Annotated in this window: 15 protein-coding genes; 5 read left to right on the top strand and 10 right to left on the bottom strand. The window is 60.1% G+C overall.

Features of this window, described 5'->3' with window-relative positions; genetic code table 11:
- Positions 1 to 11 precede the first annotated feature (11 nt).
- The 9 genes from UB90_RS02975 to UB90_RS02935 all read right to left on the bottom strand — a co-directional run bounded on the left by UB90_RS02975 (position 12) and on the right by UB90_RS02935 (position 9,114).
- Positions 12 to 1,988, bottom strand: a complete 1,977-nt coding sequence (locus tag UB90_RS02975; RefSeq protein ID WP_110613661.1) for a sensor histidine kinase — start codon at positions 1,986 to 1,988, stop codon at positions 12 to 14.
- Positions 1,989 to 2,099: 111 nt separating this feature from the next.
- Positions 2,100 to 2,840 (bottom strand): SDR family NAD(P)-dependent oxidoreductase, encoded by a 741-nt coding sequence (locus UB90_RS02970; protein WP_065324864.1) that lies wholly within the window; start codon positions 2,838 to 2,840, stop codon positions 2,100 to 2,102.
- Positions 2,837 to 3,559 (bottom strand): SDR family NAD(P)-dependent oxidoreductase, encoded by a 723-nt coding sequence (locus UB90_RS02965; RefSeq protein WP_065324822.1) that lies wholly within the window; start codon positions 3,557 to 3,559, stop codon positions 2,837 to 2,839. The genes UB90_RS02970 and UB90_RS02965 overlap by 4 nt, the downstream gene beginning before the upstream one ends.
- The gene (locus tag UB90_RS02960) at positions 3,556 to 4,125 is read right to left on the bottom strand and encodes a DUF3833 domain-containing protein (protein WP_065324821.1); all 570 of its coding nucleotides are present in this window, start codon (positions 4,123 to 4,125) and stop codon (positions 3,556 to 3,558) included. Before UB90_RS02960 ends, UB90_RS02965 begins: the two co-directional genes overlap by 4 nt.
- On the bottom strand, positions 4,122 to 5,339 hold the full coding sequence (locus UB90_RS02955; RefSeq protein WP_065324820.1) for an MFS transporter: 1,218 nt from the start codon (positions 5,337 to 5,339) through the stop codon (positions 4,122 to 4,124). The genes UB90_RS02960 and UB90_RS02955 overlap by 4 nt, the downstream gene beginning before the upstream one ends.
- 2 nt (positions 5,340 to 5,341) lie before the next feature.
- A complete protein-coding gene (locus UB90_RS02950) occupies positions 5,342 to 5,884 on the bottom strand; it encodes a hypothetical protein (RefSeq protein ID WP_065324819.1) in 543 nt (180 codons plus the stop codon).
- Positions 5,874 to 7,034 (bottom strand): SAM-dependent methyltransferase, encoded by a 1,161-nt coding sequence (locus tag UB90_RS02945; protein ID WP_065324818.1) that lies wholly within the window; start codon positions 7,032 to 7,034, stop codon positions 5,874 to 5,876. Before UB90_RS02945 ends, UB90_RS02950 begins: the two co-directional genes overlap by 11 nt.
- Positions 7,034 to 7,807: a DUF1365 domain-containing protein gene (locus UB90_RS02940; RefSeq protein WP_065324817.1), complete on the bottom strand. Its 774-nt coding sequence runs from the start codon at positions 7,805 to 7,807 to the stop codon at positions 7,034 to 7,036. Before UB90_RS02940 ends, UB90_RS02945 begins: the two co-directional genes overlap by 1 nt.
- Positions 7,804 to 9,114 (bottom strand): NAD(P)/FAD-dependent oxidoreductase, encoded by a 1,311-nt coding sequence (locus tag UB90_RS02935; protein WP_065324816.1) that lies wholly within the window; start codon positions 9,112 to 9,114, stop codon positions 7,804 to 7,806. Before UB90_RS02935 ends, UB90_RS02940 begins: the two co-directional genes overlap by 4 nt.
- A gap of 247 nt (positions 9,115 to 9,361) precedes the next feature.
- Between UB90_RS02935 and UB90_RS02930 the strand changes: the two genes are divergently transcribed.
- Complete coding sequence (locus UB90_RS02930) at positions 9,362 to 9,919, top strand: sigma-70 family RNA polymerase sigma factor (RefSeq protein ID WP_009176829.1); 558 nt, start codon at positions 9,362 to 9,364, stop codon at positions 9,917 to 9,919.
- Positions 9,916 to 10,551 carry a ChrR family anti-sigma-E factor gene (locus UB90_RS02925; RefSeq protein ID WP_065324815.1) on the top strand — a complete coding sequence of 212 codons (636 nt, stop codon included), beginning with the start codon at positions 9,916 to 9,918 and terminating at the stop codon, positions 10,549 to 10,551. Before UB90_RS02930 ends, UB90_RS02925 begins: the two co-directional genes overlap by 4 nt.
- A 135-nt stretch (positions 10,552 to 10,686) precedes the next feature.
- On the opposite strand, the gene gap is transcribed toward UB90_RS02925, so the two are convergent.
- Positions 10,687 to 11,691 (bottom strand): type I glyceraldehyde-3-phosphate dehydrogenase, encoded by a 1,005-nt coding sequence (gene gap, locus UB90_RS02920; RefSeq protein WP_009176158.1) that lies wholly within the window; start codon positions 11,689 to 11,691, stop codon positions 10,687 to 10,689.
- Positions 11,692 to 12,021: 330 nt separating this feature from the next.
- Between gap and UB90_RS02915 the strand changes: the two genes are divergently transcribed.
- From UB90_RS02915 to UB90_RS02905, 3 genes are all read left to right on the top strand, one after another.
- Positions 12,022 to 13,755 carry an alpha-amylase family glycosyl hydrolase gene (locus UB90_RS02915; RefSeq protein ID WP_065324863.1) on the top strand — a complete coding sequence of 578 codons (1,734 nt, stop codon included), beginning with the start codon at positions 12,022 to 12,024 and terminating at the stop codon, positions 13,753 to 13,755.
- A 184-nt stretch (positions 13,756 to 13,939) separates the two neighbouring features.
- Positions 13,940 to 14,197: a YjhX family toxin gene (locus tag UB90_RS02910; protein WP_005614342.1), complete on the top strand. Its 258-nt coding sequence runs from the start codon at positions 13,940 to 13,942 to the stop codon at positions 14,195 to 14,197.
- 106 nt (positions 14,198 to 14,303) lie between these two features.
- The gene (locus UB90_RS02905; RefSeq protein WP_065324814.1) at positions 14,304 to 14,795 is read left to right on the top strand and encodes a GNAT family N-acetyltransferase; all 492 of its coding nucleotides are present in this window, start codon (positions 14,304 to 14,306) and stop codon (positions 14,793 to 14,795) included.
- The last annotated feature ends 10 nt before the right edge of the window (positions 14,796 to 14,805 follow it).

Genomic DNA, 14,805 nt, shown 5'->3' with positions numbered 1-14,805 from the left:
CGAGGCCGCGATCACCCCTGATTGGTGTCATCTTCGTCTGATGGGCGGGGCAGCCAGATCAGGAATTCCGCCCCGCGTGCGCGCCGATTGCGCACGGTAATGCGTCCTCCGGCGCGTTGAATGAGGGTCTGGCTGATCGACAGGCCAAGCCCGGTGCCCTCTCCCTGCTTTGTGGTGAAAAACGGGTCAAAGATATGATCGATCCGATCTGCAGGGATACCGGGGCCGGTGTCGGCAATGCGCAGGGCCACGCCCATTTGCGCGTCGCGTTCCGCGCCTGCGACGGTGATGGCAAGCGTGCCGTTTCCGTCCATCGCCTGACTTGCGTTGATGATAATGTTGATCACCACCTGCTGTAATTCGCCGGGGTCGATACGCACACAGGGCGCGTCATCAAATTGCGTCAGCACGCGCACTTCCTGTTTGGAGATCACATGATCCACCAGCACAAGGCAGTCTCGCACCACCGCAGCCACATCCACATGTTCGGCAAAGGTGCCAAATTCTGACGGGCGAGCGAATTGTAACAGTTTGCCCACAATGGCCCCGATCCGCATCACCTGATTGTCGATCAGGTCCAGCTCGGTGCGCACAGGTTCAGCGGCCTCGCCCAGCGTCATCCGCATCACATCCACATTGCCCTGAATCACGGCCACCGGATTGTTGATCTCATGGGCGACACCGGCGGTGATTTCGCCAATTGAGGCGAGCTTTTCGCTCATCACAAGCTGGCGGAAGGTTTCCTCCAGTTTCTCATTGGCGATTTTCAACTCTTTGGTGCGTTCTTCGACGCGGGTGTTCAACTCTCCGGCCCAGTTGCGCAGGCGTCGGTCGCGTTCCTGCACCTGGTCGAGCAATGTATTCAGGTGGTTGGCCACCTGGCCGATCTCATCCCCGCGCGAAGGGGTCTGATTGCGCGCCGTCAGATCGCCACGTTCAACCCGCGCCATGGTGCGGGTCATTTGTTCGAGCGGCGCAAAGATCCCCTTGGCCAACCACAAAAACAACGGAGCGGTCAGGGCGATCACCAGTACAAAGGCCCCGACGACGGTCCAATAGGCTGCACGCTTGGCGTTCTTGTAGGGCGCTTCCAGAAAGCCCACGTAGAGCATGCCAACACGTTTTCCAAAGCTGTCGCTGATCGGCATATAGCCCGAGATATACCAATCATTGACGACAAAGGCACTGTCGAGCCACGTGCGCCCCTCGCCGAGTACCGCGTCACGCACGGCGACAGAAACCCGCGTACCCAGCGCGCGCACATCCTCAAACAGGCGCACATTGGTAGAGACGCGCGTGTCGGACAAAAACAGCGTCGCGGTGCCTTGCCGCCCGGCGTTCGACTCGCCTTGCAGGTAGACCAGCTCATTCAGCGTATCGATAAAGTCGAGGTTGCGATTGAGAAGCAAACCGCCCACCAGCACGCTGACCTCCCCGTTGACGCGCACAGGTGCGGCGGTGTGAACCACCATGCCACGATCTTCGACCGTGTGATCGGCAGGGGCGGCGGCTTCTGTGTCGATCAGCTCAATCCGGGCCTGCTTGGCCAATGCCGGAGAAAGCGCCGCCAGATCGTCGGCGGAAAAGATATCTATCTCCGAGGCCATCCGCCCGGCGGCGGCCTCAAAGATCACCGGCCATTTTTCCTTGGCCTCGGTCAATGCATCGCCGCGCAACAGATGTAGAAAATCGAGGTTCAGGTTCTCTTGGCTCTCGCTTAGAAATGCCTCGGTCGCATCAGAGTCGCTGGACAAAACGCCCGCAATCCGAGCGGATTGCGCAATGCCCTGAAGCGCGCGGGCAGAGTTGCTTTGCAGATGGCCTAGATATTGTTCGGCAATACGAAGGTCGCTTTCTACCTTTGCAATCAGTATCTTATCGTAATCTGCATTCCACCTCGCCATCGCCACCACCATCAGGAGCGGCATCAGAACAATAAGCGGCAGCAGCGCCATAATAAGCAGGCGCAGGCGGACAGATTTCAACATGGATGGCTCTCTCCCTAGGCCGCCGGATTGCGCGTTACCTCGCGCAGAGTGTCGCCGGAACCGCCCCAAGGTGCAAGGCAGCGCGGACCTGCGGCGCATCAGGGAGATGGTTCAGGCGGGGACTTCTTTTCCGGCCCAATCAAACTGTTTGCCGCTGTCATGTGATTTCAGCCCGGCGATGACGGATATCAGACATTGTGCGCAATACTCTGGCGTGAACAGCTTTCCGTCGGGCACGTTGCTCTGGAACGGCGCAGAGAGCGCGGTGTCCACGGTTCCGGGATGCAAACAGACACAAATGGCATCGCGGTTCTTGCGTGCAACCTCGATGGCGTAGTTGCGCATCAACATGCACAGCGCCGCCTTTGAGGCGCGATAGGCATGCCAGCCGCCCAACCCATTGTCGCTGATCGACCCCACCCGCGCCGCCAGAGCCGCAAAGACGCAGCGCCCCTCCCGCGGCATTCGCCCAAGAAAGTGCTTGGCGACCAAGGCAGGCCCGAAGGTGTTGATGCGAAACACTTGCTCGAACGCGGCCATATCCTGCTGGCGATAGCTTTTCTCCGGTGTAAGCCCGGTGTCAGGGTCCGTCAGAATACCCGTCGCAAGGATCACCATATCCGGCGTGCCGACCTGCGCGGCCAATGCCTCAAGATCGCTTTCTGAGGTGATATCCGCCTGATGCTGGCTGATCTTATCCTCCGCTGACGGATCAATCGCAAAAGCTGCGTTCCCGCCACGCGAAACCGCATGCACGCTCTCGACCGCTGCTTTACCCGCATAAGCCTCCACCAAGGCGCGGCCAATGCCACCGGATGCGCCAAAAATCACCACGTTGCGCGGGTCCATCATATCAACCTCGTGACCCATTTACGGGGCAGATGCGCCGCGATGCGAAACACCCATGAAAAGGGCGCGGGAAAGGAGCTTTGAAACCGGTTGGAGCGCAGCGCTTTCATGCAGCAGGCCGCAGCCTCTTCCGGGGTTTGGATCATCGGCATCTTAAAATCGTTCTTGGCCGTGAGCCGGGTTTTGATAAAGCCCGGATTGATCACCTGCACTTTGACATTGGTGTCGCGCAGGTCGCGGTGCAGGTTCTCGCCCAGATGCATCACTGCGGCCTTGGAGGCGCCATAGCCAATGGCACCGGGCAGGCCGGTAAACCCAGCGAGCGAGCCAATCAGCGCAATGTGGCCATGTCCACGGCGGGCCATTCGGGGTGCAACACGCCCCATCACGCGCATCGCGCCCATAAAATTGACCTCACAGATGGCTTCTGCCGCTTCTGGCTCCCAATCCTGCACGGTCATCGGATCATAAAGTCCGGCGCAGTAAATCACGCCATCAGCATCGCTCGCAGCTTCTGACGCGGCAAGGACGGAGCGGGCGTCTGTCACATCCATGGGCAGCGCCTGTGCATCGCGCAATTTGCCGCAAAGCGCGCTGAGGCGGTCTTTGCTGCGGGCTGACAAGATCAAGGATGCGCCCTCTTGATCCAGCGCCTCGGCGAGCGCGCGCCCAAGGCCTTCGCTGGCACCAATGATCCACCATGTCTGACCTTGAACTCTCATGGCGTCACCTCGGACATGGTGTCCGGCGCTGGGCGGATGGTGGCGATCAGTTCGGCGACCTTTATGCCGAATTTACGCATCTCGGAGCGGTTCATAATCGTGCCGTTTTCCATCAGATACATCCAGTCGGTGACATCCAACACATGCCCGCCAGCGTCCTCGGGTAGGCGAATGCGGTAGGATAACCGCACGGTCGCGCCCGCGTGCTGGCCCGTGCCGGTGCCGATAATGTCTTCCGCCGTGGCGGCAAACGCACCGTCTTCACCGATCTCCAGCATCCATTTGCGCGCCTGTGTGCCACCACCTGCATAGGTGAAATCCTCTGTGAGCGTGCCGCTGGTGCCATCCCATGTACCGTTCATTTCCGCCACAAAACGGGACACCACGCGCCCGGTCGGCCCATAGATCGTGCCCTCGGAAATGAAGCGCCCGTTCAGGTGCTTGCGTATGTCAAAGGCGGGGCCGGTCTTGGTGTAATCAGACGGGCGCTGCGCGCGAAAACCCAGTCCGGGGCGCAACAGCAACAAAAGCAGCACGAGGATTGTGATGCCGAGGAGAAGTTTCATGCATGGACCTCTTCACGGGGGAGTTGCAGCGCCAGCGCAATGGCGGCGCATTTGATGAGACAAGGCAGAACCGCATAACCGAGGGTGAGCGCCATCAGCGCGGCCTCAGAGTTGTCGGCACCGGGGCGATAGCCGCTCATTTCCAGCAGCGGCAGCAGCAGGATGGCGGCACTTGCCAATGCAAGTTTCGCAGCAAAGGACCAAAGCCCGAAGGCACGCCCTGCCTGAAGCCCCGCGCGGTCCAGAGCGCCTGCAAAGAGTGCGGGCAGGATGACCATGTCCGCGCCCAGGGCCGCACCAGAGCCGAGACAGATCAGGGCAAAGCCAATCGCAGCCCCCGCAGGCAGCAGCGCAGCGCCAATAAAGGCAAGGATCGCAAGGCACATGGCGGCGATCAAACTGCGGGCCGCGCCATGATGTGTTGCCGCGCGCGTCCAGACAGGCACTGACAGACCCGCAGCCACAAAGAACAGGATCAGGAACGGGCCTGCCAGATCAGGCAGCCCAAGCCGGTCTTCGACAAAGAACAAAAACAGCGTCGAGGTGATCGCCACCGGCAGTGCATTGACAAAGGCCAGCGCCAAAAGACCAAGCCCGCCAGAGGCCCGCAACTCCGCAAGCGACAATGGGGCGTGCGCAGGAGCCGAGACACGCCAGAGCGGGCGGCTGACCCAGAGTGCGATCAGGCACACACTGGCCAGCAGCACACCAAAGGCCGCATAACCGCTGCCCGTGGCCCCCAGCATCACCAGCACGGCAGGCGCGCTGGCCGCAAGGATGATGCCACCTAATGTGCCCGCCTCGCGGTAACCGGCCAGATGCATCAGCCCATCGGTTTGTGCCGCAAGGGCCGCGCTTTGGCCGTAAAACAGAACGGTTCCAAGGCTATAGGAAGTGAACACTAGGCCCAGTGCCGCGATGAACCACCATAACCCACCTCCTTCGGGGCGCAGCGTGTAGAGCATCACAAATCCCAGTGCCATTCCCAGCGCGGCAGAGGTTGCAAAGGCAGATTTGTAACGCGGGTAGCGATCCACCAACCAGCCCAATGCGGGGTCTTGCGCAAAATCCATCACCCGGATGCCTGCAAGGATCACGCCAAGGGTCGCAAGGTTCATCCCCAGCTCGCCAGTGGCATATCGCGGCAAATGGATATAGAGTGGCAGGCCAGCCGCAGCCAGCATCAGCGCGTATGTGCTGACCCGCCATTTCATGTCTATTCGCCCCGCAACTGTGCCGACAGCCGTGCAGAACGGCTGTTGGGTGATAGCCAGATCCCGAGGAAACGCCGGCGCAGGTCAGGATGCGAGACCCGACAGATACGTTGACCGTTCAATCGCATCTCGACCGTATTTGGTGCCGTTGCGATGGCGACGTAGTTGTCCCCGGCCGCGACTGGTCGAAAGCAGGTGGCGAGCTTCTGCAGCATCACCGCTTGATCCGGCTGTGCCCCTTCGATGCGTTGAAGCTCTTTTTCGGTGCCCTGCAGGAGTTCCTGATCGGAGAACCCGCGCGCGTAATCCAGCCGCAGCGACAGAGGCTGGTCCCAGCCGAACCGCTCCGCGCCTTCGGTATGAAGGGTCGCCGTATAGATCTCGAACCCCAGAAACCGCAGCGTGGCCTGACCCAACTGCACTGGCGCTTTTAGACCGATGGGACTGGGGCTTGCAAACAGCGGCGCGGCAAGGGACAGCGCCGCCAGCAGCGACAGCCCTGCAATGAGCGAGAGCACTGTCGCAAGGCCGGTCTCAGGTCGCATGGGTCAGCTCCACCTGCACCACATCTGTCTGGCGGGTCTCAAAGGATGCCGCGCAAATCTGCAGGTAGAACTGCCAGTTGCGCAGGAAGCCCTGATCATAGCCCAGACCGAGCACCTTGTCCGAGGCCGCACTCAGGCGTTCTGACCACATCCGGCAGGTGCGGGCATAGTCCTGACCAAAGCCAAAGTTGTCGGTGACCTTCAGCCCCGCCTTGGCGGCGTGATGCGCGATCATGGCATCCGACAACAACATACCGCCGGGAAAGGTATATTGGCGGATATAGTCCGATCCCTTGCGGTAGATGTCGAAATAGGCGTCCGGCACGGTGATTGCCTGCACCACGGCACGACCGCCCTCGGCCAGGCGATCCTTCAGCATCTCGAAATACTGCGGCCAGTACCGCTCTCCCACGGCTTCGATCATCTCGATCGAGACGATGCCGTCGAATTTGCCCTTGGTATCGCGATAGTCACAGAGCTGGATTTCCGCACGCCCATCAAGGCGTGCATCGGCAAACCCGTGTTGGCTCGGGGAAATGGTGATGCCGGTCACATGGCGTCCGCGATCTGCGGCGCGCTCTGCAAACCCGCCCCAGCCGCACCCGACCTCAAGAATGCGTTCGGCATCGCTGGCGCGGTTCAGGATGCGGTCGTACTTGCGGTGTTGCGCATCCTCCAACGTCTTGTCACCGGGGGCAAACAGGGCCGAGGAATAGGTCATGCTTTCATCGAGCCAGAGCTGATAGAACTCATTGCCGACATCATAATGCGCCTTGATATTGCGGCTGGCCCCGGCGCGGGAATTGGCGCGCAGGATGCGGTCCACAAGGCGAAACTTCAGCGTGGCAAGGCGGCTCGGGTAGGCAAAGGCCTCAAGATAGTCGAGGTTCAATAGCGCCACTTGCGTCACGGCCTCGATCGACGGTGTCTCCCACAGTCCGGCCACATAGGTTTCCCCCAACCCGATGTCCCCGCGAGAGGCCAGCGCGGTCACCACGCCCCAGTCGTTGATCTGCATCTCGGCCGCCGGTTCACCCTGACCAAAATCATATGTTTCGCCTTCGGGGGTGATCAGCCGCAGGCTGCCCCGTCGGATTCGGGCGCAACTGTCGAGAAAATCGCGTTTCACGCGGTTGGTAATGAACAGCATCAGCTTACCTCCTGTTCGGGCGGAAGCGGGCGTCTTCTGTAGCGCGCGCCCTTGAGTTTGAGTTTCAGGGCCTGCCAGTAGATCAGCGCAACAGTGCGCATCGCGCCGAGCGGGCGGCGCAGGCTGGCTTTGATCAGGCGGGCGTTGTTCAGGTCGTGCAAGTCGCCCACCAAAGTGGCGATCACGCCTTCCGCGCCGTTTTCATGGGCGATGCGGATGGCGATCCGTGACTTCGTTATATCAAAGGTAAACCGATACGCGCCCGCGACCTCCTGAAAAGGCGAGACGTGAAAGATTTTCTGCGCAGTCAGGCAGGTTTTGGCCGTGATCGGTGCAAAATCGGGCTGCGCGCAGAGATAACTGTGACGGTCGCCAAAGGTGTTTGAGACCTCTGCGATCACCGCGCGCAGGTCATCGCCGTCATAGGCAAGCCAAAAGCTCACGGGGTTGAAAATATAGCCCAGAAAGCTCGGTTGCGTCAGCAGCAGGATCGTTAGTCCGTCCGGGGCAAGCCCTGCGCGTTCAAAGACCTCTTTCGCCCAGGTCAGCCCGCGTCCCTGTTTTGGGGCGCCGCCGTGATTGCGATCCATGACGGAGGCAAGATTCCAGCGATTGCGCGAAAATAGCAGCGGACCCCGGGTCGAGTTCGGGTCGAGCAGCACATAGTCCACCCCGTAGCGAAAGGCGTTTTGGATGCCGCCACGTCGCGCATGGGTGGTGGTGCCCGCCAGATATTGCGGCCAGCGGGGGGTATGGTCGCCGGGCGTGCTCATGCGAGCAACTCTGCGGCGTCGCGGTTGCTGTGATAGCGGGCGTCGATGCCGCGTGCGACGCGCACTGCGCTGGCAAAGCCGTCCTCATGGAAACCGTGGCGCAGATAGGCCCCCGCAAACCATGTGTGGTTCTGCCCCTGCATCGCCTGTACCGCCCCCTGTGCCCGGATCGCGGCGCGATCAAATACCGGGTGGCGAAAGGTTTTATCGTCATAGATCAGCTTTGGGTTTACGTCCTGCACGGGGTTGAGAGAGACAAACAGCGGATCGTTTTCCGGCAGGTTCTGCAAGCGGTTCATCCAATAGGTGACGCCAATCGCCGGGCGGTTGTCACGCTGATCTGCCTTATAGACCCAAGAGGACCAGCAGGCGCGGCGGTGGGGCATCTGGCCCGCATCCCGGTGCAGGATCATGTGATTGTCCTGATAGCGCATTACCCCGAGGGTGGCCTGTTCCTGGGGCGTGGGGCGGGCCAGCAGGCGCAGGGCATCATCCGAATGGCAGGCGAAAATCACCTCGTCAAAACCCTCCACACGCCCCTCGGATAGGCGCAGGGTGACGCCATCCTCAGTGCGCTCGACCGATTGCACCGGACAGGCTGCGCGCAGATCCACGCCGATCTTTTGCAGATGTTGGGTCAGGCGGCGGACGTATTCGCGGCTGCCACCTTTGACCGTCCACCATTGATGCTGACCCGAGGCCGAAAGCAGCGCGTGATTGCGAAAGAACCGCACCAAAGAGCGGGCCGGGAATGCGCGGATCTCTTCGGGGGGGGTGGACCAGATCGCGCCGCATATCGGCATCAGATAATAGCGCTGAAACCAATCACCCAAAGACAGTTCCTGCACCATCTCGCCAATGGTGGTGCTGTCATCACGGGCCACGCTCTCGGCGCGGGCGTTGAAACGCAAGATATCGCGCACCATGCCAAAGAATGCGGGCCGGCCAAGGTTGCGGCGCTGACCAAACAATGCCCCCATATCCTTCAGCCCGTATTCCACCGCACCGTTCTGAATGGTCGCGCCAAAGGACATGTCGCTGCGCACCACCGGCACATCCAGCGCGTTGAACATGCGCGTCAGATGCGGGTAATTCACATAGTTAAACACGATGAACCCGGTATCCACCGGCTGATCGCCGCGAATGCCTGCCGTTACCGTGCGTGCATGCCCCCCGAGGCGCGCGGAAGACTCAAACAGGGTCACGTCATGACGTGGACCAAGGAGCCATGCGGCGGCCAGACCGGATATGCCACCGCCGACAATGGCGATCCGGCGGCGCTGAGAGGGCAGGGCATCAAAGGACATGTATTCTCCATCGGTTTTCATGAGCTTACGAGGCGAGGCGCTAGATCGGATCAAAAAAGCGGAAAAATATGTCGGGGTATCCGCTGATTTTGCGATGGCGCAGATTTTTTGTGATCCAGCTCCATCACCGGCGCGTAGTGGAATTATGTTTGAAGCTCCTGACGCTCTTTGCGATGACAGCCTTGAAGCCCCCGTCGCGCCCGCTAGGGTGAGCGAGGGCACAAGCAGTTGCCGGGAGAGCGACAGAGTGACAGGCGAAGCATATTCCGAGACGACGGTCTGGATGCTGGCGGTGCGCGATCAGCGGGACAAGGTGGCTTTTGGCCGTCTGTTCGACCATTTTGCGCCCCGTCTTAAAGGTGTCATTTGCCGCTCGGGGCTGCCGCCTGCGCAGGCGGAAGACATTGTGCAGGACGTGATGCTCACGGTCTGGCGCAAGGCGCATATGTTTGACCCCGGTCGCGCGCAGGTCTCTGCGTGGATCTACCAGATCGCCCGCAACCGGCAAATCGACATATTGCGCAAGGAAAAGCGACCGGTGCCGGAAGAACTGAAGCCGGTCGAGGATACAGAGGATGACGCGTCACAGGTGGTGGCGCTGGAACAGGAAACGCAGGCTTTACGCGCGGCATTAAAGACATTGAAGCCCGCGCAGCGTGACATGGTGGAACGCGCCTATCTGGGCGAGTTGACCCATGCGGAGATCAAGGCCGAAACCGGCCTGCCGTTGGGCACCATCAAATCGCGCATCCGGCTGGGGCTGGAAAAACTGCGTCACGAGTTGAAGGGAACGGAACGCAAATGACGGGCATTACGCACCACATCCCTGATGAGTTGCTGATCGCCTATGCGGCGGGAAACCTGACAAAGGCTTTTTCGCTGGTGGTGGCAGCGCATGTGTCCATGTGCGACGAGTGTCGCGCTCGGCTTGGCGCGCATGAGGCATTGGGCGGCGCACTTTTGGATGACATGCCAGCGACGGAGGTGTCTTCTGGTCTCAAGGGGCGGTTGTTTGATGCGTTGGACGACCCGGTCGCCATTGAACAACGCCACGATCGCGCAGGTATTTTTCCGGCCCCGGTTATGGAAGCGCTGGGCGGTCTGCCCCCCAAATGGAAGCCTTTGGGGCTGGGCGTGCGGCAGATGATCTTGGATCACGACCGCAGCGGCAGTGTGCGCCTGCTTTACATTCCCGGCGGGCAAGGGGTGCCGGATCACGGTCACAACGGGCTGGAACTGACCATGGTTCTACAGGGGGCGTTTCGGGATGAGACGGGCCGCTTTGGTGTTGGAGATGTGGAGGTGGCCGATGGGGATCTGGAGCATGAGCCGATCGCCGAGGACGGTCCTGCCTGTATCTGCCTGGCGGCGACCGATGCGTCGCTGCGGTTCCGTTCTTTTGTGCCGCGCCTGTTGCAGCCGATTTTCCGGATCTGACGCCTTGCGCTGATGTCAGCTTTGGGATGCGAGGCTCTGCCTCGCGCTCCGGGATATTTTTGGTTAGAAGAACTCGAAAAAAGGACCACCGCATCTGCTGTGGCCCTCTTTTATGACTGTCCTACCCGGTTTGGGTCAGAGAAATTTGCCCATGGCGCGACCGGTGTCAATCATCCGGTTGGAAAAGCCCCATTCGTTGTCATACCAGCTGACCACGCGCACCAGACCCTCGGAGGTGACGGCCGTTTGTGGTGCGGCAAAGATTGAGGAGCGTTTGTCGTGGTTGAAGTCGATGGAGACCAGTGGCGCCTCCTCGTAGCCGAGGACACCTTTGAGCGGACCCTCTTTTGAGGCGGCCTCAATGGCGGCATTGATCCCCTCAACAGAAGCGGCGCGCTCGGGTTGGAAGGTCAGGTCCACAACTGAGACATTCGGGGTGGGCACGCGGATGGCGGAACCTTCAAGGCGACCTTTCAGGTGCGGCAGCACGAGGGAAATGGCCCGCGCCGCGCCCGTGGAGGTCGGGATCATCGACAATGCTGCCGCACGGGCGCGGTAGAGATCCTTGTGGGTTGTGTCATGGGTCGGCTGGTCGCCCGTGTAGGCGTGGATTGTGGTCATATAGCCGGTCTTGATGCCAAAGGCATCGTCCAGCACCTTTGCCACCGGTGCGAGACAGTTGGTGGTGCAGGACGCATTGGAGACCACGATATCATCTGCGGTGAGGTCTTGGTGGTTGACGCCAAAGACCACGGTGCGGTCGACCTCGGTGCCCGGTGCAGAGATCAGCACCCGTTTGGAGCCGTTCTTCAGATGCATGGCCGCTTTTTCACGACTGGTGAAGAGGCCGGTGCATTCATAGGCGATATCCACATCAGACCACGGCAGCTCTTCAGGGTTGCGGATCGCGGTCAGGCGAATTTCATGACGGCCCACTTTCATCGTGTCGCCCTCGACCGTGACATCGGCGTTGAGGCGGCCATGCACGCTGTCGAATTTCAGCAGGTGAACTTGGGTGGCGGGGGGCGCGAGGTCGTTGATTGCCACCACTTCGACGTCGGTGGTGTCGTTTTCCAACAGCGCGCGCAGCACATTGCGGCCAATCCGGCCAAATCCATTGATCGCGATCTTAAGGGTCATTTGCCAATAACTCCGGTTGGGTTTCCGGGCACGGTACCGAAACTGGTACCGCTATCACTCGCGGCTATCGTTAACGCTAACGAAGCTGCCAATCAAGCCCCGTCACGTGAGCGCCGGGCTGGTCGAAATGGGGGGCTTCATGCGGAGAATAGCGCAGATGGGCCGGGTTGCGCGGAATATGCCCGTAAATTGGTCAGATGCGCTGTGCAGGCTCGGTTTCTGAGGCGCAGAATTTGCCCGAGCGATTTGTGGCTCATAGGATTGAAACGCGTCTGCATGGGTTGGCGCAGGTTGGGGACATGCTGCGCGCGCGTGCAGAGAGGGAGAATGATGGCCACGTCCTTTGCTGCGAGACTGTCGCAACTCTTACAGCGGATCTATCCGGATCTGGACGCTGAAATCCTCGGCTCCAAAGTGGTAGAGGCCTTTTGGCCCGAAGGCACCCATCGGCGCAAACGCCCGCGCACGCCCGGGAATTCGCTCTGGTCCGAAGGCGATGCCCTGCTGATCACCTATGGCAACTCTATTCGGGACGGTGCGCATAAGCCGCTGGATTTGCTACACGACTTTCTGCTGACCCATATGAAGGGCGTGGTGAATGGGGTGCATATCCTGCCGTTTTTTCCATTCACCTCCGATGATGGGTTTGCGGTGACGGATTACCGCAAGGTGAACCCGGAGCTTGGTGACTGGGCCGATATTCGCCGCATTGGCAGCGCGTTTCATTTGATGTCGGATATGGTGCTTAATCACGTGTCGTCGCAGAGCCCGTGGTTCAATGCCTATCGGCAGGGGCAGGCACCATTTGATCGGTTCTTTTACGAGGCCTCGCCAGAAGACGATCTAAGCGCCGTGGTGCGTCCGCGCACAACCCCATTGCTGCAGGAGGTGGCGACCTCCAGTGGTGCGAAACATGTCTGGTGTACCTTCAGTCACGATCAGGTCGATCTGAATTTTGAAAACCCCGAGGTGCTGCTGGAGATCCTGCGCATTATCCGTCTGCATATCGATCAGGGGGTGCGGATTGTCCGGCTCGATGCGGTGGCGTTTATCTGGAAACAGGTGGGGACATCCTCGATCCATTTGGCTGAAACCCATGCGATTGTTCAACTGCTGCGGCTATTGGCGGATTACGCGACGGAGACGGTGGTTCTGTTGACGGAAACCAACGTGCCGCGCGCTGAAAACCTCAGCTATTTTGGCAATCGAAATGAAGCGCATGTGGTTTATAACTTTCCGCTGCCACCGCTGATCCTGCATGCAATGATGGCAGGGTCGGCCCGGTATTTGCTGAAGTGGGCGCGCGCGATGCCGCCAGCGCCTTTGGGCTGTGCCTATCTGAACTTCACTGCAAGCCACGACGGGATCGGCATGCGCCCTGCGGAGGGCGTGCTCCCACAAGGCGAGATCGATCAGATGATTGACTGTGTGCGGGCCGGCGGTGGTCTCGTTTCGATGCGCAGTCTGCCCGGTGGCGGTGAGGCCCCTTATGAGGTGAATTGCACCTATTTTGATGCGTTGAGCCGCACGTTTGAGGGAGGTGAAGGGTCGAAAGTAGAGCGGTTTATCTGCGCGCAGACGATCCCGATGGGGCTTGAGGGTATTCCGGCGTTTTATATCCATGCGATGCTTGCAACGGCGAATGATCATGAGGCGGTGGAGCGGCGTGGCATGAACCGGGCGATCAACCGGCATCGATGGGATTATCCTGAGTTAAAAAACTGCCTGTCAGATGCCGGAAGCGATCAGGCGCGGGTGTTGATGGCCCTGTCCGAGCGGCTAAAGATCCGGGCAAAACAGGCAGCATTTCACCCCAACGCCACGCAGTTCACATTGCAGTTGGATGATCGGGTGTTTGCCCTGTGGCGGCAGTCTTTGGACCGGGCGCAGTCGATTTTTGCGTTGCATAACGTGAGCGGGGAGGCGGTGATTTTGCCGCCCGGTGCGCTGAACCTGATTGAAGGCGAGCATTGGCGGGATCTGTTGTCGACTGAGGCTTTTGCGAGCGATGCAGAGATCACACTTGCGCCTTATCAGTGTCGCTGGATTACCAATCAGGGTTGAGGCAGGGGCCTTTGCGGTGATACGAGAGGGCAAATGCCCCTCTAGACTAGGGAATTGTTGATGTTGGAGATTGCAACCACCCGCTGACAGGTTCGGCTCACCCGAAACCTGTCGCACCCGCGCAGGCGCGGCGCTTTGGCGTGCGCGTGCCGGTTTGACGTGGTTCAATCACAGGCAACATTCGATGAATATTTCCAAAAATGAACAGCGCGTGTTGCACGCGTTGGCGCAGGGTGGGCGCATCCTTTATGAACGCGCCGCCAATGGTCGGGTCACAGAGGTGATCTGTTATACCCGTGACGGGCTGATCCTGACCAATTGCACGCTCGAGATTTTTCAGAAACTCCGGCGTAAGCGGCTTGTAGAGAGCAAGTGCTCCAGCCCTTATCGGATCTCAGACAAGGGGCGGCGTTCGGTGCGATCACAGTTGGACAATCGATGACGTGAGGGGGAGCGTGGGGGGCGGCTCTCTCACGCTCGTGTGGGTATGCGAGGGGCCAGCCCCTCGCGCTCCCCGGGATATTTGGAGTTAGAAGAAAGGGTTTTGAATGCATATTCGACAGGAAAGACGCGCAGATGAGGCCGCGATACATGATCTGACGGCTGTGGCCTTTGCGGATCATCCACATGGGGATGGCAGCGAGCCAATGATCGTGAAACGGTTGCGTGACGCGGGGGCCTTGCAGTTGTCTTTGGTTGCCGAGGAAGCGGGGGAGATCCTTGGCCATGTGGCCTTTTCACCCGTCACCATCTCTGGTGAGGATCTGGGCTGGCTGGGGCTCGGGCCGGTGTCTGTATTGCCAGCGCGACAAGGGAAGGGGATTGGATCTGCGCTGATCCGCGCGGGGCTTGAGCACCTTGAACAAGCGGGCGCCGCTGGCGTGGTTTTGCTCGGTGAGCCTGCGTATTACGCACGCTTCGGGTTTGCCGCGCGAGCAGGGCTGGTTTTGCCGGGTGTGCCTGCGGTGTATTTCATGGCGCGTGCTTTGCGCGGTGACATCCCACAGGGAGAGGTCGCCTATCATCCAGCGTTTGGGTGATCACATTGAC

This window comes from Tritonibacter mobilis (assembly GCF_001681715.1).
GTDB classification, from domain to species: domain Bacteria; phylum Pseudomonadota; class Alphaproteobacteria; order Rhodobacterales; family Rhodobacteraceae; genus Epibacterium; species Epibacterium mobile.
This window is presented reverse-complemented; position numbering and strand designations above follow the sequence as displayed.

Coding starts and splice junctions, on each gene's coding strand:
- UB90_RS02975 (WP_110613661.1), bottom strand. CDS start 1,988: ATGTTGAAATCTGTCCGCCTGCGCCTGCTTATTATGGCGCTGCTGCCG.
- UB90_RS02970 (WP_065324864.1), bottom strand. CDS start 2,840: ATGATGGACCCGCGCAACGTGGTGATTTTTGGCGCATCCGGTGGCATT.
- UB90_RS02965 (WP_065324822.1), bottom strand. CDS start 3,559: ATGAGAGTTCAAGGTCAGACATGGTGGATCATTGGTGCCAGCGAAGGC.
- UB90_RS02960 (WP_065324821.1), bottom strand. CDS start 4,125: ATGAAACTTCTCCTCGGCATCACAATCCTCGTGCTGCTTTTGTTGCTG.
- UB90_RS02955 (WP_065324820.1), bottom strand. CDS start 5,339: ATGAAATGGCGGGTCAGCACATACGCGCTGATGCTGGCTGCGGCTGGC.
- UB90_RS02950 (WP_065324819.1), bottom strand. CDS start 5,884: ATGCGACCTGAGACCGGCCTTGCGACAGTGCTCTCGCTCATTGCAGGG.
- UB90_RS02945 (WP_065324818.1), bottom strand. CDS start 7,034: ATGCTGTTCATTACCAACCGCGTGAAACGCGATTTTCTCGACAGTTGC.
- UB90_RS02940 (WP_065324817.1), bottom strand. CDS start 7,807: ATGAGCACGCCCGGCGACCATACCCCCCGCTGGCCGCAATATCTGGCG.
- UB90_RS02935 (WP_065324816.1), bottom strand. CDS start 9,114: ATGTCCTTTGATGCCCTGCCCTCTCAGCGCCGCCGGATCGCCATTGTC.
- UB90_RS02925 (WP_065324815.1), top strand. CDS start 9,916: ATGACGGGCATTACGCACCACATCCCTGATGAGTTGCTGATCGCCTAT.
- gap (WP_009176158.1), bottom strand. CDS start 11,691: ATGACCCTTAAGATCGCGATCAATGGATTTGGCCGGATTGGCCGCAAT.
- UB90_RS02915 (WP_065324863.1), top strand. CDS start 12,022: ATGGCCACGTCCTTTGCTGCGAGACTGTCGCAACTCTTACAGCGGATC.
- UB90_RS02910 (WP_005614342.1), top strand. CDS start 13,940: ATGAATATTTCCAAAAATGAACAGCGCGTGTTGCACGCGTTGGCGCAG.
- UB90_RS02905 (WP_065324814.1), top strand. CDS start 14,304: ATGCATATTCGACAGGAAAGACGCGCAGATGAGGCCGCGATACATGAT.